Consider the following 20857-nt stretch of genomic DNA (forward strand, 5'->3'; position numbering starts at 1 on the left):
GCATCGCCATGGCAAACGCCCCATCGCCAGACGCCAACATCTACTTCGTGCCGCACAGCTCCAAGTGGCCGTTCGTGGGTTCCATCGCCATGTTCGTCACCATGGTCGGCGTGGCCAGCTGGCTCAACGACCTGTCGTTCGGCATGTGGACGTTCTACGCCGGCGTGGTTGGCCTGTGCGCCACGCTGTTCATGTGGTTCGGCGACGTGATCCGCGAGTCGGTCAGCGGCCACTACAACCGCCAGGTGGACGTGTCGTTCCGCATGGGCATGGTGTGGTTCATCTTTTCGGAAGTGATGTTCTTCGCGGCCTTCTTCGGCGCGCTGTTCTATGCCCGCACGCTCGCGTTGCCGTGGCTGGGCGGGGAAGGCGACGGCGTGATGACCAACAGCCTGCTGTGGGAAGGCTTCTCGGCCGCGTGGCCGAGCGCCGGCCCGGGCCAGGTGGGCGGCCAGTTCCAGACCATCCCGGCGTGGGGCCTGCCGCTGCTCAACACGCTGATCCTGCTGACCTCCGGCGTCACCATCACCATCGCGCACCATGCGCTGAAGGCCGGCAACCGCAGCCAGCTGCTGATCTGGCTGGGCGCCACGGTGCTGCTGGGCTGCGTGTTCCTGTTCTTCCAGGCCGAGGAATACGTCCACGCGTACAAGGAACTGAACCTGACGCTGGGCTCGGGCATCTACGGCTCCACGTTCTTCATGCTGACCGGCTTCCACGGCCTGCATGTGACGCTGGGTACGATCATGCTGGCCATCATCTGGTTCCGTTGCGCCAAGGGCCACTTCACCAAGGACGACCACTTCGGCTTCGAAGCCGTGGCTTGGTACTGGCACTTCGTGGACGTGGTGTGGCTGGGCCTGTTCCTGTTCGTCTACGTGCTGTAAGCGCGGGCGACGCCGCAACGAAGAAAGGGCCGGCAATGCCGGCCCTTTTCTTTTGCCCGGTTGGCGCGGGGTGCCGCGCGCGGGACAATGCGTGCTCAGCCGGGATTGATGCCGTGCGGCTGGATCCAGCCCATCTTGATGGCCAGCACGACCAGCAGGATCAGGCCAACGGAGAGGGCGATGCGGCGCGTCAGCGCGTTGACGGTGCGCTTGCTCTCGCCCTTGTCGACCAGCATGTAGTACAGGCCTGCGCCCAGGTTCCAGACGATGAGGATGAGGAAAGCGATGATCAGCAGGGTTTTCAGCGAATCGTTCATGGCGTCCTCGACGGGACTTCGGCAGTGAGGCGCGCATTATCGCTCTCCCCGGGTGAGCCCGCGGTGGGTGCGACACTCGGACGCAGTCCATGAGCCGCCACATGCCGCTGCCGGTCGGCTGGACCCTGGCGGTGCTGGCCATGTCGCTGTTCGGCAGCCTGGGTGCCTGGCAGTGGGGGCGGGCAGAGCAGAAGGAGGCGATGCTGGCCGAGACCGCCCGCGTGCTGGCGGACCGGCAGCCGCAGCCGCTGGCGTCGGCCGCGGACAAGGCGCGGTCGCAGGCCTACGACTGGGCGGCCGGCGAGGGCGAATTCCTGCCTGCGCCGGCCATCCTGCTCGACAACCAGACCCGCGACCGCCAGCCCGGCGTGCGCGCGTATCGTGTCTTCCAGCCGGCCGATGCGGGAGCGCCGCTGCTGGTGGAACTGGGCTGGCTGCCGGTGCCGGGCAACCGCGTGATGCCGGCCGTGGCGCCGCTGTCGGGTCCCCAGCGCATCACCGGACTGCTGGTGCCGCCGCCATCGGAAGGCATCGCCCACGCGCCGCCCAGCGCGCAGCCGGATGGCAGCTTGCTGGTGATCGCGCTGCAGCGGCAGGAGATCGGCCAGGCGCTGGGCCTGCCTTCATTGGCGCCGCGTGTGCTGAAACTGGATCCGGACCTGCCGCTGGGCTATGCGCGCGACCTGGACATCCTGCCCAACACGCTGCCCCCGGAGCGCCACATCGGCTATGCCGTGCAGTGGTTCGGACTGGCGGGTGCCGTGCTGGTGACGGCACTGGTGCTGACCTGGCGCAGCCGGCGTGGTGCGCGGAAGGGGCAATGATCCCGCGGGCGTGAGAAAATGCGTCCATGGACCCAAAACCATTCGATCCCGCCCAGCGGCGTCGCGGGCGGTGGATGCTCGTCGGCCTGTTCGCCTTGTTCTTCGGCACCGTGTTCGGCGCCGGCATCCTGCGTTTTTCCGGCTGGCAACCCGCCTCGCACAAGAACCACGGGGTGATGCTGCAGCCGCCGACGGACGCGCGCGATCTTTCGCTGACGCTGGCCGACGGTGGCCGCTACGACTGGACGCCCGCCGAGCGTCGCTGGCGCATCGTCGCCGCCCCGGCGCCGGACTGCGCGCAGGCCTGCACCCGGCTCGCCCGCGACCTGGACAAGGTCTGGCAACTGTTCGGCCACAACGCCGACGAAGTGGACATCCTCTGGATCGGCGACTATCCCGCCGATGCCCCCCGCCATGCGGCCCTGCGCGAGGTGCGTGCCAACGATCCCCTGCGCGCGCGCCTGCCGCAGGTCGACGACGCGGCGGGTACGCCGGTCTACGTGATCGATCCCCATGGCTTCGTCATCCTGCGCTATGCCCCCGGCTTCGATCCGGGCGGCCTGCGCACGGATGTGTCCAAGCTGATCAAGCTCATCTGAGCCGCTCACAGAACCGCCGATGATGACTACCCCCGCCCGCTCCGTCCTCTCCCGTCCTGCTGTCTACAAGCACTTCCACCGCATCGCTTGGCTCGCGGTCGCACTGACCCTGTGCGTCGTCGTGTTCGGCGCCTTCGTGCGCCTGTCCGATGCCGGGCTGAGCTGCCCCGACTGGCCGACCTGCTACGGCCGTGCCGCGTGGCCGAAAGCGGTCGATGAAGCGGCCTCCCACGTCGCCAGCGAGATCCGGCCGTTCGAAACCCACAAGGCGTGGCGCGAACAGGTGCACCGCCACCTCGCCGCGTCGCTGGGCGTGCTGGTGCTGGTGCTGGCGCTGCTCGCCGCACGCCGCCGGCGCTGGGGCATCGCGCAGATCCTGATCGCCGCCGGGCTGGTCGGCGCGGCGATCCCGCTGTACATGCACGGCGAGCACGTGGAAGCGTCCGTACTTGCGGTCATCGGCGAAGCGATCCTGCTGTTCGCGGCATTGCGTTGGACGAACATCGACCTGGCGCGCGCCGGTGCGCTGACGCTGGCGGTGATCATCTTCCAGGCGCTGCTCGGCATGTGGACGGTCACCTGGCTGCTGAAACCCATCGTCGTGATGGGGCACCTGCTCGGCGGCCTGACCACGTTCTCGCTGCTCGTCTGGATGGCGTGGCGGGCCACCGGCCGGCCGATCACGCTGGCCGATGCGAGCGTGCTGCGCCGCTGGCTGATCGGCGGGCTGGCATTGCTCGGCATCCAGATCGCGCTGGGCGGCTGGGTCAGCGCGAATTACGCCGCCCTGGCCTGCGGCCTGGATTTTCCGAAATGCGTGGGCCAGTGGGCGCCACCGGCGGATTTCCGCGAAGGCTTCGTGCTGTGGCGTGGCATCGGCGTGGACTACGAAGGGGGCGTGCTCGATGGTGCGGCCCGCATTGCGATCCAGCTCGCCCATCGCGCGATGGCGGTGGTGGTGGCGCTGTACGTGCTGGCGCTGGCGCTTCGCCTGTTCCGCACCCCCGGCATGCGCAGCTGGTCGCTGACGCTGGGGGTGCTGATCGCCGCGCAGGTCACGCTGGGCATCCTCAACGTGAAGCTCAACCTGCCGCTGCCGGTGGCCGTTGCGCACAACGCCGGTGCCGTGCTGCTGCTGTTCACCCTGGTCTCGCTGACCGCGCGCCTGCGCAGGCCGGACTGATGGCATCGACGTTCCGCCAGTACTGGGACCTGACCAAGCCGCGCGTGGTGGCGCTGATCGTGTTCACCGCGATCGTCGGCATGTTCCTCGCCATCGACGGCCTGCCCGACGGCGCGGAGCTGCTGCGCGGCGCGCTGGGCTTCCTCGGCATCTGGCTGGCCGCCTCCAGCGCCGCCGCGATCAACCAGCTGCTCGACGCGCGCATCGACGCGAAGATGGCGCGTACCTCGTGGCGCCCGCTGGTGCAGGGCCAGGTGAAGCCGTGGCAGGCGCTGGTGTTCGCGCTGGTCCTGGCGGCGTTGTCGATGGCGATCCTGGTGATCTGGGTCAACACGATCACCGCGATCCTGACCTTCGCCTCGCTGATCGGCTATGCCGTGGTCTACACGGTGTTCCTGAAGCGCGCCACGCCGCAGAACATCGTCATCGGTGGCATCGCCGGTGCTGCGCCGCCGCTGCTGGGCTGGGCCACCATGACCGGCATGCAGGGCGAGTGGGACTGGCCGCACGCGCTGCTGCTGGTGCTGATCATCTTCGTGTGGACGCCGCCGCATTTCTGGGCGCTGGCGATCTTCCGCCGCGAGGACTACGCCCGCGCACTGGTGCCGATGCTGCCGGTGACGCATGGCGTGACATACACGCGCTGGCAGATCCTGTTCTACACGGTACTGCTGGTCGAAGTGACGGTGCTGCCGGTGGTGTTCGGCATGAGCGGCTTCTTCTACCTGGGGGGCGCGCTGGTGCTGGGCGCGGTGTTCCTCTGGTACGCGTGGCGATTGCTGGATCCGCCGGACGACTTCTTTCCGATGCGTGTCTTCAACTACTCCATCGTCTACCTGATGGCGCTGTTCGCGTTCCTGCTGGTCGATCATTGGGCGATGCCGATGCTGCGGCCCGCGGCGGCGGCGTCCGGCATCGAGTTCGTGCCGGCGGGATAAAGTTGAGCTGTTGTGGGAGCGACGTCAGTCGCGAAATGAGCGCCATGAATGCGTCATCGCGACTGACGTCGCTCCCACGGGAAGCATGCTCACCGTGGTGCGTCAGGGTTTGCCCAACTGCTCCGCCACCACCGGCTCCAGCGACGTCAATCCCGCCTTGCGACCGAGCTCCAGCGCTTCCTCGCGTGGCACACCCCGCGTCGCCGCATCCAGTGCCAGCAGTGCGCCAACGCGGTTGCCCGAGGCGCAATGCAGCAGCACGTCGCCATTCTGTGCCCTCAGCAGTTCGCCCAACGCTTTCGCGTTCGCCGGGGTGACGTCGTCCTTGCCAGCGATCGGCAAAGCGATGTAGTTCAGGCCCAGCCGCTGCGCTCCAGCGGCCTCGTCGTAGCCGCGATCTTCCTGCGCGCCGCGCAGGTCGATCACCGTGCGCACGCCCTGCGACTTCAGGCGCACGAGATCGTCCTGCGATGGCTGGCCACCCGTGTGCAGGCCGGGCTGCGGCTGGGTGAAGTCGCGGGCATGGGCGGCGAGCGGCGGGCAGCCCGCCAGGAGGAGGAACAGCAAAGAAGCGAAGCGGATCATCGTGGGCTCCTCAGTGGCGGCCGATACGGGCCTGCAGCAGCGTGCGCAGTTCGTACTTGTCGGTTTCGTCCAGGCCCTGGCTGCGCTGCTTGGCCTGCAGTTCCTCGAGTCGTTGCTGCAGCATCTGTTTTTCCAGTTGCACGGCGGCGTCGAGGAGTTCCTGGCGCCAGCTGTCCTCGTCGCCGGGCAGGTCCTGCATCGCGAGCTTCTGCAGGGCGGCGGCCTCGTCGCGTTCCGCGAAGTGCTCAAGCAGCACACCGGTGGTGATGTCGGGGCGTGCATGCACCAGGTCGATCAGTTCCAGCAACAGCTCCATGCCCGCTAGGCGCAATGCGGAAAAACCGTGCGTCGACTCGATGGACAACGCCAGCGCGGGCTTGTGCAGCAGGCGCACGATGATGCTGCGGACGAGGCTCGGTTTGGTGTGCCCCGCCTGCGTGGGTACCGCGCGACGTGACGTTGGCGGGGATGAGGCGACCGGCGTGCCAGCGCTGCCGGCGCCGACACCGGTGATCTCGGTCAGGCGCTGGCGCATCAGGTCGCCGAACGCGCCGTCGGGAATCTGCGCCAGCAACGGGCGCGCGCGCTCGGCCAGGCGTGCCTTGCCGTCGAGCGTGGACAGTTTGATGTCCTTGGCCAGTTCGTCGAAGAAGAACTGCGACAGCGGCGTCGCCTGCTGCAGGCGCGCATCGAAACCGACCGCGCCTTCCTGCCGCACGATGGTGTCGGGGTCCTCGCCATCGGGCAGGAACAGGAAGAACGCCTGGCGCCCGTCCTTCATGCGCGGCAGTACCGATTCCAGTGCGCGCCACGCGGCACGCTGGCCCGCGGCATCGCCGTCGAAGCAGAAGTACACGTCGGGCGCATTGCGGAACAGCAGCTCGGCGTGTTCGGGCGTGGTGGCGGTGCCCAGCGTGGCCACGGCTTCCTTCACCCCGAACTGGAACAGCGAGACCACGTCCATGTAGCCCTCGACCACCACCAGGCGCGCGATCTTCTGGTTGGCCTGCTTCACCTGCCACAGGCCGTAGAGTTCGCGGCCCTTGTGGAACAGCGCGGTCTCGGGCGAGTTGAGGTACTTGGGGCCGTCGTCCTTCTGCAGCACGCGCCCGCCGAAGGCGATCACGCGCCCGCGCCGGTCGTGGATCGGGAACATCACGCGGTCGCGGAACTTGTCGTAGACGTGGCCGCGGTCGTTCTTCGAGAACAGGCCGGCGCGATCGAGCAGCTTCATCCGGCGCTCGTCGGTGCCCAGCGCGTCCTTCAGCGCCGAATAGCCGTCCGGCGCATAGCCGATCATGAACTGCGTGCGGATCGCCGCATCCACGCCGCGGCCGTCGAGATAGGACCTCGCCTTGTCGCTGCCCTCCAGATTGCGCTGGAAGAAGCGCGCGGCCGCTTCCAGCGCATTGAACAGGTCGCGGGTGTCGTTGTTCTCGTTGCGCTGCTGGGTCTCGCGAGGCACTTCCATGCCGTTGCGGCGCGCCAGCTCCTCCACCGCGTCGAGGAACTCGAGGCGGTCGTAGTTCATCAGGAACGACAGCGCCGTTCCGTGCGCGCCGCAGCCGAAGCAGTGGTAGAACTGCTTCGTCGGCGAGACCGTGAACGACGGCGAGCGCTCATCGTGGAATGGGCAGCAGGCCGAATATTCCTTGCCCTGGCGCTTCAGCGGGACGCGCGCGCCCACCACCTCGACGATATCCGTCCGGGCGAGCAGTTCGTCGATGAAGGCGTCGGGGATGCGGGCCATGCGAGGCATAGGATGCCACGCCGGGCCGCCGGGCCGCCGGGCCGCCGGGCCGCCGCGCCGCCGCGCTACCATGCGCCCATGCCGCTCGAGACGATTCCAGACGACGCCCTGCTGGCGCGATTGCGCGAGGTTGTCGGCCGCAGGCACGTGCTGACGGGCGCCCGCGCGACACGCCGCTACCGCAAGGGCTACCGGTTTGGCGACGGCCCCGTGCTGGCGGTGGCGTGCCCGGGCACGCTGCTGGAGCTGTGGCGGGTACTGCAGGCGACCGTGGATGCGGGACGCATCGTGCTGATGCAGGCGGCGAACACTGGCCTGACCGGCGGTTCGACGCCCGATGGCGAAGGTTACGACCGGAGCATCGTGCTGATCAGCACGCGGCGCCTCACCGGCGTGCAGCTGCTGGAGGGAGGACGCCAGGTCGTCTGCCTGCCGGGCGCTACGCTGGATGTGCTGGAGAAGACGCTGGCGCCGCTCGGGCGGGAGCCGCATTCGGTGATCGGCTCCTCGTGCATCGGTGCCTCCGTGCTCGGTGGCGTCTGCAACAACTCCGGCGGCGCACTGGTGCGGCGCGGACCTGCGTACACCGAGCTGGCGCTGTACGCGCAGCGGGGCGACGACGGAGTGCTGCGGCTGGTGAACCATCTCGGCATCGCGCTGGGCGAGACACCGGAAGAGATCCTGTCGCGGCTGCAGGCCGGGGACTACGGTGCCGATGCCATCGTCCACGATCCGGCGCAGGCCGCATCGGACCCCTGCTATGCCGACCACGTCCGCGAGGTCGACGCACCCACGCCCGCCCGCTACAACGCGGACCCTTCGCGCCTGCACGAGGCCTCGGGCTGTGCGGGGCGGCTGGCGGTGTTTGCGGTGCGGCTGGATACGTTCGAACGCGACGATGCGTCGGTCTTCTACATCGGCAGCAACGACCCGGACGACCTCACCGAGGTGCGCCGTCATCTGCTGACCGCCTTCGAGCGCCTGCCGATCGCCGGCGAATACCTGCACCGCGACGCCTTCGACATCGGCGACCGCTATGGCAAGGACACCTTCCTGCTGATCGACCGGTTCGGGACCGACAAGATACCCGCAGCGTTCGCACTGAAGAGCCGCGTGGACGGAGTGTGCGAACGGTTCGGCATGCAGGGGCTGGCGGATCGCGCGCTGCAATGGTTCACCGCGAAGCTGCCTGACCACCTGCCGCCGCGGCTGCGCGCGTACCGCAACCGCTACGAGCACCACCTGCTGCTGAAGGTGTCGACGCGGGATGCAGAAGCGACACGCGCGTTCCTGCACGGGTTCTTCGGTGGCCGCGAGGGGGATTTCTTCGCCTGCGATGCGGAGGAGGGCCGCAAGGCGTTCCTGCTGCGCTTCGCGGTGGCGGGCGCGGCGGTGCGCTATCGCGCGGTGCATGCGGCCGAGGTCGAGGAAATCGTCGCACTGGACATCGCCCTGCGCCGCGACGACCGCGCCTGGGTGGAGACACTGCCGGCGGCGCTGGCGACGACGATGGTCGCGCGGCTCTACTACGGGCACTTCTTCTGCCACGTGTTCCACCAGGACTACATCGTGCGGAAGGGCGTCGATCCGCTGGCGGTGGAACACCGCCTGTGGGACCTGCTCGATGCGCGCGGCGCCGAGTACCCCGCCGAACACAACGTCGGCCACCTGTACCGTGCCAAGCCGGCGCTGGCCGACTTCTACCGCATGCTGGATCCCACGAATACCTTCAATCCCGGCATCGGCCAGACCAGCAGGCAGGCGGACTGGAAGGAGTGAGTGGAGAGGAGTGAGAAGTGAGCGAACGTCGCCTTGCACTCACTTCTCACTCCTTTACGCTGGCTTCTGCACGCTTCCGCTCATCGATCACCGCCGTGATCAATGCGCCTACGAAGAACACCACGCTGGCGTAGTAGATCCACACCAGCAACAGCACGAGCGCTCCCATCGAACCGTAGGCGCTGCCCGGCGCCGCTTCGGCCAGGTACAGCCCGATCAGGTAGCGGCCGGCGGCGAACAACAGCGCGGTGATGGCGCCACCTAGGAAGGCCTGCTTCCATGCCACGCGCCGGTCCGGCAGGTAGTGGTAGAAGAAGGCGAACGCGAGCGTGTACAGCAGCAGCGTGGTCGTATAGCCCAGTGCAGGCAGCAGCGATGGCAGTCGCGCGAACACCACCTGCAGCGCCGTCGTGGCGACCATCGAGACGACCAGCAGGAAGCCGATGGCCAGCACCACGCCGAGCGAGAAAACGCGTTTCTTGAGCCAGGCCAGCGCGCCGTTGAGCCGTTGCGCATCGGTGCGGAAGATCAGGTTGAGCGCGCCCTGCAACTGCGCGAACACCACGGTGGCGCCGATGAAGAGCAGGGCCGTACTCCACCATCCCGCCAGCGAACCGACATCCGGCCGGTCGCTGGCGTTGCGGATCACCGTTTCGGCCACGGTACCGGCGCTGGGGCCAGCGAGCTGCTGGATCTGGTCGAGCAGCGATTGCTGCGCCGGTGGATACAGCGAAGCGGTCAGCCAAAGCAGCAGGATCAGCAGCGGCGCCAGCGACAGCAGCGCGTAGAACGAAAGCGACGCGGCCTGCGTCATCAGGTCGGCTTCGATGAAGCGCCGCACCAGCGCGGCGGGCAGACTGCGGTTGGCACGTTCACCGACGGTGCGTGCTCGTGCGCGCAGCGTGCGGAAGGGGGCTGGATGTTCCATGTGCCGAGCGTGGCGCGCGGCGTGTCAGCAGTTCGTTATGGCGGCGTGGCCCTGATGTTCACGCGTCGCGGCGTGCGAGTGCCGACAAGGCATCGCCGGTCACCCGCTGCACGGTCCATTCGTCCAGGCCCACCGCGCCGAGGCTGCGATACAGGCGGATGGCGGGCTCGTTCCAGTCCAGCACCGACCATTCGAAACGCCCGCAACCACGCGCCACCGCCAGCTGCGCCAGATGCACCATCAACCGCCTGCCCAGACCCATCCCGCGGTAGGGCGGCAGCACGAACAGATCCTCGAGGTACAACCCGGGCCGGCCCAGGAAGGTCGAGAACGAGTGGAAGAAAAGGGCGAAGCCCGCAGGCATGCCATCGACCTCGGCGATCACGACTTCCGCGGCGGGGCGTTCGCCGAACAGGTGCGCTTCCAGCAGGGCCGGCGTGGCGACGGCTTCGTGGGCGAGCTTTTCGTACTCGGCGAGGCCGTGGATGAAATCCAGGATCTGCGGGATGTCCGCCGGGGTCGCGGGCCGCAGGTTGATCTCAGGACTGCTCATGCCGCGATTGTACGGCGTGGTGCGTAGAACGGAGCTTGCTCCGCTGCTTTCGACTGGCCATGACGTCGGTGACGTGCGGAGGCAGTCGAGCCGAGCAAGCTCGGCTCTACGAGAACGCCACGGTCTGGTGCGTAGCGTGCGTCACGCGAGCGAACGCGAACTGCATTCAGCCCGCGAGCTTCTTCTTGATCAGCGCGGACACCTGGCCCATGTCGGCCTGGCCGGCGAGGCGCGGCTTCAGCACGCCCATCAGCTTGCCCATGTCGGCCGGCCCCGTGGCACCGGTTTCGGCGACGGCCGCCTCGATGGCGGCCAGGATCTCGGTTTCACCCAGCTTGGCCGGCAGGTAGGTATCGATCACGACCAGCTCGGCGCGCTCGATCGCGGCCAGGTCCTCGCGGTTGGCGGCCTCGAACTGGCTGACCGAGTCCTTGCGCTGCTTGACCATCTTTTCCAGCACGGCCAGCACGGCGGCGTCGTCCAGCTCGATCCGCTCGTCGACTTCGCGCTGCTTGATGGCGGCGTTGATCAGGCGGATGACCGCCAGGCGGTCCTTCTCGCCGGCCTTCATGGCGGCCTTCATGTCATCGGTAAGCTGCTGTTTCAGGGACATGGTGTGCTCCGGGGGAACTGGGGTAAGACGGTCCGCGACGGCGGGGCGCCAAAAACACAAAAAGCCGGCGACGCTCGCGCGTGCCGGCTTCTTGCGAAGCGACGCGGCTCAGTACAGGCGCTGGCGCTTGGTGACGTCGCGCGAGCTGCGACGCAGCTGACGCTTCACCGCAGCAGCGGCCTTGCGCTTGCGCTCCTGGGTCGGCTTCTCGTAGAACTCGCGCTTGCGGGTTTCGGCCAGGACGCCGGCCTTCTCGCAGGTGCGCTTGAAGCGACGCAGCGCAAACTCAAACGGCTCGTTTTCGCGGACTTTGACGCTGGGCATACGTAATCTCGGTGGTGTAAACGGTCCGGGCACGCCCGGTGAGCCGCGTATTATAGCGGCTGACTCCGGCGCTGCAACCCACCCGGCGTGTCGCCGGCTTGTCCCCGCCCTCCAGCAACCCCAGATCCCCCTCATGAAAGTCCTCGGCATCGAAACCAGCTGCGATGAAACCGGCGTGGCCGTCTACGACACCGGCCTGTCCGGCGCGGCCGGGCTGCGCGCGCACGCGGTCTACAGCCAGATCGCCCTGCACGCCGAATACGGCGGCGTGGTGCCGGAACTGGCCAGTCGCGACCACGTGCGCAAGCTGCTGCCGTTGATCCGCCAGACCCTGGCCGAGGCCGGCCTGGCCACCGGCGATCTGGATGGCGTGGCCTACACGGCCGGCCCGGGGCTGGTCGGCGCCTTGCTGGTCGGGGCCGGCGTGGCCCGGTCCCTGGCCTGGGCGCTGGACGTGCCCGCCGTGGCCGTCCACCACATGGAGGGCCACTTGCTGGCGCCGCTGATGGAAGACGACCCGCCCGATGCGCCCTTCGTGGCCCTGCTGGTGTCCGGCGGTCACACCCAGCTGGTGGCGGTGGACGCCATCGGCCGCTACCGCCTGCTGGGCGAAACCCTCGACGACGCTGCCGGCGAGGCCTTCGACAAGACCGCCAAGATGATGGGCCTGCCGTACCCGGGCGGTCCGCAACTGGCCGCCCTTGCGGAAAAGGGCACGCCGGGCCGCTTCAGGTTCGCGCGTCCGATGACCGACCGGCCGGGGCTGGACTTCAGCTTCTCCGGCCTGAAGACGCAGGTGCTGCTGGCCTGGCGCGACAGCGACCAGGCGGAACAGACCCGGGCCGACATCGCGCGCGGGTTCGAGGATGCCGTGGTCGACACGCTGGCCATCAAGTGCGAACGCGCACTGGACGAAGCCGGCAGCGACGTCATCGTCATCGCCGGCGGTGTCGGCGCCAACAAGCGGCTGCGCGCCAGGCTGCAGGAGATGGCGGCCAAGCGCGGCGGCCGTGCCTGCTTTCCCCGCCCGTCGCTGTGCACCGACAACGGCGCGATGATCGCCTTCGCCGGTGCGTTGCGACTGGAAGCGGGCCAGCACGAGACGGCAGAGGTGAAGGTCACGCCACGCTGGGACATGGCGACGCTGCCGCAGGTGGCGCGGATCGCGGCGCCCTGAGCAGCCGAGTTCCGATCAGGTTCAAGGCGGTCCGGGTAGGGTGACCGTTCCGCCAACCGACGCGCCCTCCTGTGCAATGCAGATCCCGTGGTGCGCATGAACCGCCTCAAGGGGTAACGGAATGATCGAACACCTGGACGCCCTGCGCGCGCACCTAGCGCCGTATCCCGGGGCCTACGCCCTCATCGCCGCCGGCGCACTCGTCTCGCTGGCTTGGCTGGCGAACTGGCTGACCAAGCGCGTGCTGCTGCGCGGCCTGCGGCGACTGCTTGCCACGTTGCCGGTGGGACAGGGCGACCAACAGGTACGCCTGCGCGTCATCCCGAGGCTGGCCAACGTCGTCCCCGCCATCGTGCTCGCGGCCGGCATCGCCTTCGTTCCCGACCTGCCGCCCTTGCTGGTGGCGGTGGTCCGCAACGTGTGCTTCGCCTTCATCATCCTCACGGTCGCGCTGGCCGTCGCGGCGGCGCTCGACCTGGCCAACGAGGTCTACCAGCGTCGACCCGATGCCGCCGACAAACCGATCAAGGGCTACCTGCAGCTGTTGAAGATCATCGTGTTCGTCATTGCCGCGGTACTGATGGTCGCCGCCCTGATAGACCGCTCGCCGGTGATCCTGCTGTCCGGCCTGGGCGCGATGATGGCGGTGCTGATCCTGGTGTTCCAGGACACCCTGCTGTCGCTGGTGGCCAGCGTCACCATCAGCTCCAACGACATGGTGCGGGTGGGCGACTGGATCGAAATGCCGAGCCAGAACGCGGACGGCGACGTCATCGACATCGCCCTGCACACGGTGAAGGTGCAGAACTGGGACAAGACCATCTCGACCATCCCGACCAAGAAGCTGATCGGCGAGTCGTTCAAGAACTGGCGGGGCATGAGCGAGTCCGGCGGCCGGCGCATCAAGCGTGCGCTGCACCTGGACCAGAACAGCGTGCGGTTCCTCGAGGATGCCGAACAGGCGCGCCTGCGCCGCTTCCGCCTGCTGGAGGACTACCTGCGGCACAAGGACGGCGAACTGCGGGCATGGAACACCTCGCTGGCCGCGCGGGGCAGCGAGACCGTCAACCACCGGCGGATCACCAACGTCGGCACGTTCCGCGCGTACGTCGAAGCCTATCTGCGCGCGCACGATGGCATCCACGATGGAATGACGCTGCTCGTCCGCCAGCTGCCGCCGGGCCCGACCGGACTGCCGCTGGAGATCTACTGCTTCACCCGGACAGTGGCGTGGGGCGCATACGAAGGCATCCAATCGGACATCTTCGACCACCTGCTGGCGATCCTCCCGGAGTTCGGGCTGCAGGTCTTCCAGCAGCCGGGCGGTGCCGACCTGCGGCGGCTTGATGGCATGCCGCGTGCCGCCATGGGAGTCGCGGGCTGAGCGGACGCGACGATTGCGCGTACCATTCCCGCACCCGGATCCAGAGCCCCCCATGGACATCGTTTTCATCGAAGACCTGCGCATCGAGACCGTCATCGGCATCTACGACTGGGAGCGCGGCATCCGCCAGACCGTCGCGCTGGACGTGGAGATGGCATTCGACAACCGCGTTCCCGCCTCGAGCGACGACATCGTGCACACGCTGGACTACAAGGCGGTGTCGAAGCGCTTGATCGCCTTCGTCGAAGGGGCGAACTTCGGCTTGGTCGAGACGCTCGCCGAACGATGCGCGGCGATCATCCGCGAGGAATTCGGGGTGGCATGGGTACGGCTGAAGCTGAGCAAGCCCGGTGCGGTCACCGGCGCGCGCAACGTCGGCGTGCTGATCGAGCGCGGCGTGCGGCCGGACTGAACCATGGGAAAGGCCTATCTCAGCCTCGGCAGCAACGTGGAACCCGAGCGCCACCTGCGGGTGGCGGTGGATGCGCTTCGCGAGCGCTTCGGCGAGGTGGTGCTGTCGCCCGTCTACCGCACGCGCGCGGTCGGCTTCGACGGTACCGACTTCCTCAATGCGGCGGCCATCATCGACAGCGATCTGGATCCGCTGGCGCTGAACGACTGGCTGCACGCGCTGGAAGACGCGCATGGTCGCGACCGCAGCGGTCCGCGCTTCTCCGACCGCACGCTCGACATCGACATCGTGCTCTACGACGACCGGGTGATGCAGGGGCCGGGCAACCTGCGCCTGCCGCGCGATGAGCTGAAGCATGCCTTCGTGCTGCTGCCCCTGGTCGACATCGCACCCGACGTGGTCGAACCGCGCAGCGGCCATACGCTGGCGGCGCTGTGGCGCGAGCATCCCGACCACGACACGCCTCCGCAGGCGGTCCCGTTCCCGTAGCGCGCGCATGGCGCACGCTACGCCACATGCGCGTCAGGCGATGTGCCGGCCGCCGTCGATGTGGATTACCTGGCCGGTGACGTAGCCGGCGGTGTCGCCGAGCAGCCACGCCACGGTACCGGCGATGTCGTCCGGATCTCCGACGCGCGCCAACGGGGTCTGCGCCAGCAGGCGCGACTGCACGTCGGGATCGATCCCGCCATCGGGCCACAGGATGGCGCCGGGCGACACGGCATTCACCCGCACCTCCGGCGCCAGCGATACCGCCAGTCCGCGCGACACCGCCAGCAGTGCGTCCTTCGAGGCCGCGTAGACCGCCAGGTCCGCACGTGGCCTCTCGGCATAGACATCGGCGATGTTGACGATGGCGCCGCGTGCGGCGCGCAGGTGCGGAGCTGCCGCCTGCGCCAGGAAGAAGGGCGCGCGTGCGTTGACCGCGAACAGTTCCTCCCACTGCGTGGGGGTGGTGGCGCCGGCGGGGGTGGGATAAAAGGCGGAGGCATTGTTGACCAGCGCGTCGAGGCGGCCGAAGTGCCCGACGGTCTTGGCCACCAGTTCCGGCAGCCGGTCGAAGACTGCCAGGTCGGCCTGCAGCATCAGCGTGCTGCCCGCGCGTGCCGCTTCCAGGTCGCCGACCAGCGTGCGCATGTCGGAAGACGACCCGCGATAGTGCAGCGCCAGGTCATGGCCCTCGGCGTGGAGGCGACGTGCGATCGCCGCGCCGATGCGGCGTGCGGCACCGGTGATCAGGATGACGCGACGCGCTGTGGACATGGCAGGCTCCGGAAGCAAGGCCCGCATTGTCCCCTGAGTTGCACCGGAATGGCGCATGGCACCGCCAGCAATGTGAGGAGAACGCGGCATCGCCCGGATGCTTGACGGCGTGCGCATCGACCATGCATGTTGCGATGCATTACTCCTCGCCGGATGTGCCGGCGGGGACAGCAGGAAGGCGAATGGACTGGGCGAAGTACCGCACCACGACCTTTGACGAACTGATCCAGGCCGATGGACGGCCGCGACCGGCCGCGCGTCGCCTGGTGGAATACCTGGCCGGCCTGTCCGGCCGCGAGCTCGCCGAACGCCAGCTCGCCGCCGACGTGGTGGCGCGCGTCCAGGGCATCACCTTCACCGTGTATTCCGACGGCCGCAACGTCGACCGCACGCTGCCGTTCGACCTGATCCCGCGCATCATCCCGCTCAGCGAATGGCAGCGGACCGAGGCCGGCCTGAAGCAGCGCATGCGCGCGCTGAACCTGTTCATCGGCGACATCTACGGCAAGCAGCAGATCGTCAAGGACAAGGTGTTCCCGGCGATGCTGCTGAAGGATTCGGTGAACTTCCGCGAGCAGTGCGTCGGCATCACCCCGCCGCTGGGCGTGTGGGCGCACATCTGCGGTTCGGACCTGGTGCGCGACGGCGACGGCACGCTGTACGCGCTGGAGGACAACCTGCGCATTCCGTCCGGCGTGAGCTACATGCTGGAGAACCGCATGGTGGCCAAGCGCGTGTTTCCGGAACTGTTCGAGACCAGCTCGATCCTGCCGGTGGACGAGTACCCCAGCCAGCTCTACGACACGCTCGCCGCGCTGTCGCCGCGCCCGGGCGATACCCCGGTGATCGCGTTGCTGACGCCCGGCGTGTTCAACAGCGCCTACTTCGAGCACGCGTACCTGGCCCAGGCGATGGGCATCGAGCTGGTCGAAGGCAGTGACCTGTTCGTCGCCGACGACGACTGCACGTACATGCGGACCGTCTACGGGCCCAAGCGCGTGGACGTCATCTACCGGCGCGTGGACGACCTGTTCATCGATCCGGAAGTCTTCCATCCGGATTCCGTGCTCGGCGTACCGGGGCTGATCCGCAGCTGGCGTGCCGGCAAGGTGGCGCTGGCGAACGCACCGGGTGCAGGCGTGGCCGACGACAAGGTCGTCTTCGCCTATGTGCCAAAGATGATCAAGTATTACTTGGACGAGGATCCCATCCTGCCCAACGTGCCCAGCTACCTCTGCCACAACGCGAAGGAGCGGAAGTACGTGCTGGAGAACATCGAGAAGCTCGTGGTGAAGCCGGCCAACGAATCCGGCGGCTACGGCATGCTGATCGGCCCACGCTCGACCAAGCGCCAGCGGGAGAAATTCAAGGCGCTGATCGAGGCCAACCCGCGCAACTACATGGCCCAGCCCACGCTGGCGCTGTCCACCGCGCCGATCGTCACCAAGCAGGGTCCATCGCCTCGCCACATCGACCTGCGTCCGTTCGTGCTCTCGCGCCAGGACACCTATGTCACCACGGGTGGCCTCACCCGCGTGGCGATGGTGAAGGGGTCGCTGGTGGTGAACTCCTCGCAGGGCGGCGGCGCCAAGGACACCTGGGTCGTCGACCTGTCCGACCATGGCGAGGAGGCCGCCTGATGCTGTCGCGCGTCGCGGACGATCTCTACTGGTTCAGCCGCTATGTGCGGCGCGCGGAAAACACCGCGAGGCTGGTCGGCGTGGGCAGCCAGCTGCAGCTCGACATGCCGCGCTCGGTGCGGTTCGCGTGGCGGCCGATGATCGACACGGTCGGCGCGGGCGAGCGCTTCGAGCAGTGCTTTCCCGAGACCGGCGACGCCGCGGGCGATGTCGACGTGATCCGCTTCCTGTTGCTGGACGAGCGCAATCCGTCATCGCTGCGCGTGTCGGTCGACGCGGCGCGCGAGATCCTGCGCAGCATCCGCGACACGCTGCCGCAGGACGTGTGGGAGGCCATCAACGACCTGCACCTCTACATCGCCGCCTACGGGGAACGCAGCCTGAGCCGCCGCTACCGGCTCGATTTCCTGCAGCGCATCGTCGACGGCTGCCTGAAGGTGTCCGGCCTGCTCAGCGCGAATGTCAGCCGCGACATCGGCTACCAGTTCCTGCGGCTGGGCACGGCGCTGGAACAGGCCGACATGACCACGCGCATCATCGATGCCGGCGCATCCGGCCTGGTCACTCCGCGCAACGAAGACGACCGCGAAGCCTTCCAGAACATGCAGTGGATGAGCGTGCTGCGCTCCCTGGCCGGCTACCAGATGTTCCGTCGCCACGTGCGCCAGCGCGTCACCGCCGAACTGGCGCTGCGCTTCCTGCTGCAGAACAACGAATTCCCGCGCAGCGTCCAGTTCTGCCTGGCGCGCGTGCAGAGCGTGCTGCCCACCATGCCGCCACGTCCGGGCGTGGACCGCCACCTCAACCGCGTGCTGGGCATGACGCGCAACGCCGACCCCGCCGTGCTGGCGGAGCGGAACCCCGCTGCGTTCATGGACGAGATCCAGCGGCATCTCGGCGCGTTGCACGACGCCGTCGCCTCCGGCTACTTCCACGGCTGAGCGGCTCTCAGTCGCCGCGTTCGCGCCAGGCGGCCGCGGACACCGCCGCCAGTTTGCTGGCGACGAGCAGTCCCGCCGCGCCGGCGACGATCCGCCAGGCCGGTGGCATCCAGATCACGAGGATCAGCGCGGTGACGCCGGCGCCCAGCAGGAATGCCAGCAGCGCGACGGCCCAGGGTTTCATCGCAGGCTCGCGGCGCCGGCGGACGGTTACTGCTGCTGGCCTTGCGCGTCGCCCGGATCCTGTCGCGACGGTACTCGCCGGGGCGGCATGGCGGGCAGGCCCGGCGGCGGCGCTTCCTGTGGCTGCTGCGGCTCCCACGGAAAGCGCGGCAGGCTGTGCACGGCGGCTTCCAGCTTGCGCGACCAGGTGTCGTGGATCTCGGCGTACAACGGAGTGTCCGCTTCCAGCCGCATCTGCTGGCTGATCCTCAGGTCGCCGTTCCGCACCAGGGCGATGTCCACCGGCATGCCGACCGAGAGGTTGGAGCGGATGGTGGAATCCAGCGACACCATCGCGCAGCGCGCGGCATCTTCCAGCGGCGTTTCGGGGCGGATGATGCGGTCGAGAATGGGTTTGCCGTACTTCGACTCGCCGATCTGAAGGTAAGGGGTTTCCGGCGACGTCGCGATGCAGTTTCCCAGCGGGTACACCATGTACAGGCCGGGACGCTCGCCGGCGATCTGCCCCCCCAGGATCAGCGTGGACTGCACGTTGACGCCACTCTGCTGCAGTTCGCCGCTCATCTTCACCTGGCTGGCCACCAGCATCTCGCCGACGTATTCCGCCACCTCGTAGAGATGCGAGAACGTGCGCAGGCTGCGCGTGGCGGTGGGATCGTCGATGTCGCGCTGCAGGCGGGACAGCGTGAGCTGCGTGGTCGCCAGGTTGCCGGCCGACATGATGACGAGCACGCGGTCGCCGGGCCATTCGAACACGTGCATCTTGCGGTACACGCGCACGTCGTCGAAGGAAGCGCTGGTGCGGGTATCCGCGGCGAAGACCAGGCCTTCGTTGACTTCGATGCCGACGCAATAGGTCATGGCGTGTCCGTTGCTGCTGTGCATCACGATTCTATGCGCCGTCCCGGGGGTTGGCTAGGGCCGCCGTCGCAGTGTTAGACGGCCCGTACAATGGCCGGGATTTCCGCTCCAGGTGCGCCATGCAGGCCGATCTCCCCCTTCCCGACGATGCGGCGCGCGCCCACAGCGAACGCCTTGCTGATTTCATCCGAAACGAGATCGCCGCCGAGGGCGGCAGCATTCCGTTTTCGCGCTTCATGGAGCGCAGCCTGTATGCGCCCGGACTCGGCTACTACAGCGCCGGCAGCACCAAGTTCGGCGAGGCGGGCGATTTCACGACATCGCCCGAGCTGGGTCCTTTGTTCGCGAGCTGCGTCGCGCAGGCCGTGGCCCCTGTGCTGCAGCAGTTGGGTCCCGAAGCCGAGTTCGTTGAAATCGGCGGCGGCAGCGGCGCCTTCGCCGACATCATGCTCAAGCGCTTGCTGGAACTCGATGCGCTGCCGGCGCGCTACGCGATCCTGGAGCCCAGTGCGGACCTGCGCGAGCGACAGCGCGAACGGCTGCGCCAGCGCCTGATTCCGCCGGTGTTCGAGCTGGTGGAATGGCTGGACGGCCCACCTTCGGCGACGTGGAGCGGCGTGTTGTTCGCCAATGAAGTGATCGATGCTTTGCCGACGCCGCGCTTCACGCTGCGCGATGGCGAAGTGTTCGAAGAGGGCGTGGCGATGGATGGCGAAGGCCGCTTCGTGCGTGCCGATCGCCCGGCCGATGCCCTGCTGTCCGCGGCGGTGCGCCATGTCGAGCGGTACATCGGGCGGCCGTTTCCCGATGGTTATCGCTCCGAGCTGCTGCCGCAGTTGCCCTACTGGATCCAGGCGGTGATGGGTGGCCTGGACCGGGGCGCCATGCTGTTCGCCGACTACGGCTATACGCGGCGCGAGTTCTACCAGCCCGATCGCGACGACGGCACGCTGCGTGCCTACTACCGCCACCGCGTGCACAACGATCCCTACCTGTGGCCCGGGCTGCAGGACATTACCGCCTCGGTCGACTTCACCGCGCTGGCCGAGGCGGGCACGCAGGCCGGGTTCGACCTGGCCGGCTACACCACGCAGGCGAACTTCCTGCTCGGCAATGGGCTGCAGGAGCGCTTGAACGAAGCCGAGGCACGCGCGGACGAAACCACGCTGCTGCGCCTGCGCAACGAAGCCAAGCGGCTGACGCTCCCCAGCGAGATGGGCGAGCGTTTCCAGGTGATGGGATTCTCCAGCGACGTCGAGTTCGGTACGGCCTTCCTGTTCAACGACCTCAGCTGGCGCCTGTGAGCCGTGTCTTCGCGCTGAAGCCGTTCCATCGCCCGCGGCTGTGGCTTGGGTTGTGGCTGCTGGCCGTCGCCGCCGTGATCGTGTTGTCGCTGGTGAACCTGAGCGGATTGCCGCCAGTGCCGGAAGGCAGCGACAAGGTCGAGCATTTCCTCGCCTACGGCGTGTTGTCAGCGGCGGCGATGCAGTTGTTCGCCACGCGGCGCGGCTGCCTGATCGTGGCGGCGCTGCTGGTCGCCCTGGGCGTCTGCCTGGAGTTCGCACAGGGCACGCTGACCGCCACGCGCATGGCCGACCCGCGCGATGCGCTTGCGAACACGCTGGGTGTGCTGGCCGGACTGGCGACGTTGCTGACGCCCGTGCACTGCCTGCTGCTCACACTGGACGCGCGCCTGCGTCCCGCACGCGTCTAGAA

General features: G+C 68.0%; 23 protein-coding genes and 1 pseudogene. 14 read left to right on the forward strand and 10 right to left on the reverse strand.

All coding sequences use genetic code 11. From position 1 onward, the window contains the following. The first annotated feature begins 8 nt into the window (after window positions 1-8). Complete coding sequence (locus tag Q0907_RS12325) at window positions 9-887, forward strand: cytochrome c oxidase subunit 3 (protein WP_296281344.1); 879 nt, start codon at window positions 9-11, stop codon at window positions 885-887. A 95-nt stretch (window positions 888-982) separates the two neighbouring features. Here Q0907_RS12325 and Q0907_RS12330 read toward each other — a convergent pair whose 3' ends face one another. Continuing rightward, on the reverse strand, window positions 983-1204 hold the full coding sequence (locus Q0907_RS12330) for a twin transmembrane helix small protein (RefSeq protein WP_162335975.1): 222 nt from the start codon (window positions 1202-1204) through the stop codon (window positions 983-985). An 89-nt stretch (window positions 1205-1293) separates the two neighbouring features. Between Q0907_RS12330 and Q0907_RS12335 the strand changes: the two genes are divergently transcribed. Genes Q0907_RS12335 through cyoE form a run of 4 tightly spaced genes read left to right on the forward strand, consistent with a single transcriptional unit; the run spans window position 1294 to window position 4748 of the window. Beyond that, window positions 1294-2028: an SURF1 family protein gene (locus Q0907_RS12335; protein ID WP_299345090.1), complete on the forward strand. Its 735-nt coding sequence runs from the start codon at window positions 1294-1296 to the stop codon at window positions 2026-2028. A gap of 26 nt (window positions 2029-2054) precedes the next feature. Next, window positions 2055-2627: a hypothetical protein gene (locus Q0907_RS12340; protein ID WP_299345093.1), complete on the forward strand. Its 573-nt coding sequence runs from the start codon at window positions 2055-2057 to the stop codon at window positions 2625-2627. A gap of 22 nt (window positions 2628-2649) precedes the next feature. Next, the gene (locus Q0907_RS12345) at window positions 2650-3810 is read left to right on the forward strand and encodes a COX15/CtaA family protein (protein WP_299345096.1); all 1161 of its coding nucleotides are present in this window, start codon (window positions 2650-2652) and stop codon (window positions 3808-3810) included. Next, window positions 3810-4748: a heme o synthase gene (gene cyoE, locus Q0907_RS12350; protein WP_299345099.1), complete on the forward strand. Its 939-nt coding sequence runs from the start codon at window positions 3810-3812 to the stop codon at window positions 4746-4748. The genes Q0907_RS12345 and cyoE overlap by 1 nt, the downstream gene beginning before the upstream one ends. 102 nt (window positions 4749-4850) lie before the next feature. Here cyoE and Q0907_RS12355 read toward each other — a convergent pair whose 3' ends face one another. Both Q0907_RS12355 and dnaG read right to left on the reverse strand, forming a co-directional pair. After that, window positions 4851-5333 carry a sulfur transferase domain-containing protein gene (locus tag Q0907_RS12355; protein WP_299345102.1) on the reverse strand — a complete coding sequence of 161 codons (483 nt, stop codon included), beginning with the start codon at window positions 5331-5333 and terminating at the stop codon, window positions 4851-4853. Between the two features lie 10 nt (window positions 5334-5343). Beyond that, window positions 5344-7083, reverse strand: a complete 1740-nt coding sequence (gene dnaG / locus Q0907_RS12360; RefSeq protein ID WP_299345104.1) for a DNA primase — start codon at window positions 7081-7083, stop codon at window positions 5344-5346. A 78-nt stretch (window positions 7084-7161) separates the two neighbouring features. Here dnaG and dld point away from each other — a divergent pair, with 78 nt between their 5' ends. Continuing rightward, window positions 7162-8862 carry a D-lactate dehydrogenase gene (gene dld, locus Q0907_RS12365; RefSeq protein WP_299345107.1) on the forward strand — a complete coding sequence of 567 codons (1701 nt, stop codon included), beginning with the start codon at window positions 7162-7164 and terminating at the stop codon, window positions 8860-8862. 67 nt (window positions 8863-8929) lie between these two features. Here dld and Q0907_RS12370 read toward each other — a convergent pair. The 4 genes and pseudogenes from Q0907_RS12370 to rpsU all read right to left on the reverse strand — a co-directional run. Beyond that, window positions 8930-9763, reverse strand: a pseudogene (locus tag Q0907_RS12370) (YihY/virulence factor BrkB family protein); the annotation flags it as partial. A gap of 85 nt (window positions 9764-9848) precedes the next feature. Continuing rightward, window positions 9849-10343, reverse strand: a complete 495-nt coding sequence (locus Q0907_RS12375) for a GNAT family N-acetyltransferase (RefSeq protein WP_299345110.1) — start codon at window positions 10341-10343, stop codon at window positions 9849-9851. 166 nt (window positions 10344-10509) lie between these two features. After that, window positions 10510-10956 carry a GatB/YqeY domain-containing protein gene (locus Q0907_RS12380; RefSeq protein ID WP_299345113.1) on the reverse strand — a complete coding sequence of 149 codons (447 nt, stop codon included), beginning with the start codon at window positions 10954-10956 and terminating at the stop codon, window positions 10510-10512. A gap of 108 nt (window positions 10957-11064) precedes the next feature. Then, window positions 11065-11280 (reverse strand): 30S ribosomal protein S21, encoded by a 216-nt coding sequence (gene rpsU / locus Q0907_RS12385; RefSeq protein WP_002808376.1) that lies wholly within the window; start codon window positions 11278-11280, stop codon window positions 11065-11067. Window positions 11281-11413: 133 nt separating this feature from the next. Between rpsU and tsaD the strand changes: the two genes are divergently transcribed. The 4 genes from tsaD to folK all read left to right on the forward strand — a co-directional run bounded on the left by tsaD (window position 11414) and on the right by folK (window position 14742). After that, window positions 11414-12457 carry a tRNA (adenosine(37)-N6)-threonylcarbamoyltransferase complex transferase subunit TsaD gene (tsaD, locus tag Q0907_RS12390; RefSeq protein ID WP_299345116.1) on the forward strand — a complete coding sequence of 348 codons (1044 nt, stop codon included), beginning with the start codon at window positions 11414-11416 and terminating at the stop codon, window positions 12455-12457. A 121-nt stretch (window positions 12458-12578) separates the two neighbouring features. Next, entirely contained in the window at window positions 12579-13841 is a 1263-nt protein-coding gene (locus Q0907_RS12395) for a mechanosensitive ion channel domain-containing protein (protein ID WP_299345119.1), read from the forward strand. Window positions 13842-13893: 52 nt separating this feature from the next. Beyond that, complete coding sequence (gene folB, locus Q0907_RS12400; protein WP_299345122.1) at window positions 13894-14253, forward strand: dihydroneopterin aldolase; 360 nt, start codon at window positions 13894-13896, stop codon at window positions 14251-14253. Between the two features lie 3 nt (window positions 14254-14256). Next, window positions 14257-14742 (forward strand): 2-amino-4-hydroxy-6-hydroxymethyldihydropteridine diphosphokinase, encoded by a 486-nt coding sequence (gene folK / locus Q0907_RS12405; protein ID WP_299345125.1) that lies wholly within the window; start codon window positions 14257-14259, stop codon window positions 14740-14742. A 33-nt stretch (window positions 14743-14775) separates the two neighbouring features. Here the strand turns inward: folK and Q0907_RS12410 are convergent, their stop codons facing one another. Further along, window positions 14776-15516, reverse strand: coding sequence for a pteridine reductase (locus tag Q0907_RS12410; protein WP_299345128.1), 741 nt, complete (start codon window positions 15514-15516; stop codon window positions 14776-14778). 182 nt (window positions 15517-15698) lie between these two features. Here Q0907_RS12410 and Q0907_RS12415 point away from each other — a divergent pair, with 182 nt between their 5' ends. Next, the gene (locus Q0907_RS12415; protein WP_299345131.1) at window positions 15699-17156 is read left to right on the forward strand and encodes a circularly permuted type 2 ATP-grasp protein; all 1458 of its coding nucleotides are present in this window, start codon (window positions 15699-15701) and stop codon (window positions 17154-17156) included. After that, entirely contained in the window at window positions 17156-18097 is a 942-nt protein-coding gene (locus Q0907_RS12420; RefSeq protein WP_296281357.1) for an alpha-E domain-containing protein, read from the forward strand. Before Q0907_RS12415 ends, Q0907_RS12420 begins: the two co-directional genes overlap by 1 nt. 7 nt (window positions 18098-18104) lie before the next feature. On the opposite strand, the gene Q0907_RS12425 is transcribed toward Q0907_RS12420, so the two are convergent. Together Q0907_RS12425 and Q0907_RS12430 are read right to left on the reverse strand one after the other, a co-directional pair. Then, entirely contained in the window at window positions 18105-18281 is a 177-nt protein-coding gene (locus Q0907_RS12425; RefSeq protein ID WP_296281358.1) for a hypothetical protein, read from the reverse strand. A gap of 26 nt (window positions 18282-18307) precedes the next feature. Beyond that, window positions 18308-19141 carry a 20S proteasome subunit A/B gene (locus Q0907_RS12430; RefSeq protein WP_299345133.1) on the reverse strand — a complete coding sequence of 278 codons (834 nt, stop codon included), beginning with the start codon at window positions 19139-19141 and terminating at the stop codon, window positions 18308-18310. A 119-nt stretch (window positions 19142-19260) separates the two neighbouring features. Between Q0907_RS12430 and Q0907_RS12435 the strand changes: the two genes are divergently transcribed. Next, the gene (locus Q0907_RS12435; protein WP_299345135.1) at window positions 19261-20445 is read left to right on the forward strand and encodes an SAM-dependent methyltransferase; all 1185 of its coding nucleotides are present in this window, start codon (window positions 19261-19263) and stop codon (window positions 20443-20445) included. Continuing rightward, window positions 20433-20855 carry a VanZ family protein gene (locus Q0907_RS12440; protein ID WP_299345255.1) on the forward strand — a complete coding sequence of 141 codons (423 nt, stop codon included), beginning with the start codon at window positions 20433-20435 and terminating at the stop codon, window positions 20853-20855. Before Q0907_RS12435 ends, Q0907_RS12440 begins: the two co-directional genes overlap by 13 nt. The last annotated feature ends 2 nt before the right edge of the window (window positions 20856-20857 follow it).

The organism is uncultured Pseudoxanthomonas sp., assembly GCF_947498795.1.
Classification (GTDB): domain Bacteria; phylum Pseudomonadota; class Gammaproteobacteria; order Xanthomonadales; family Xanthomonadaceae; genus Pseudoxanthomonas_A.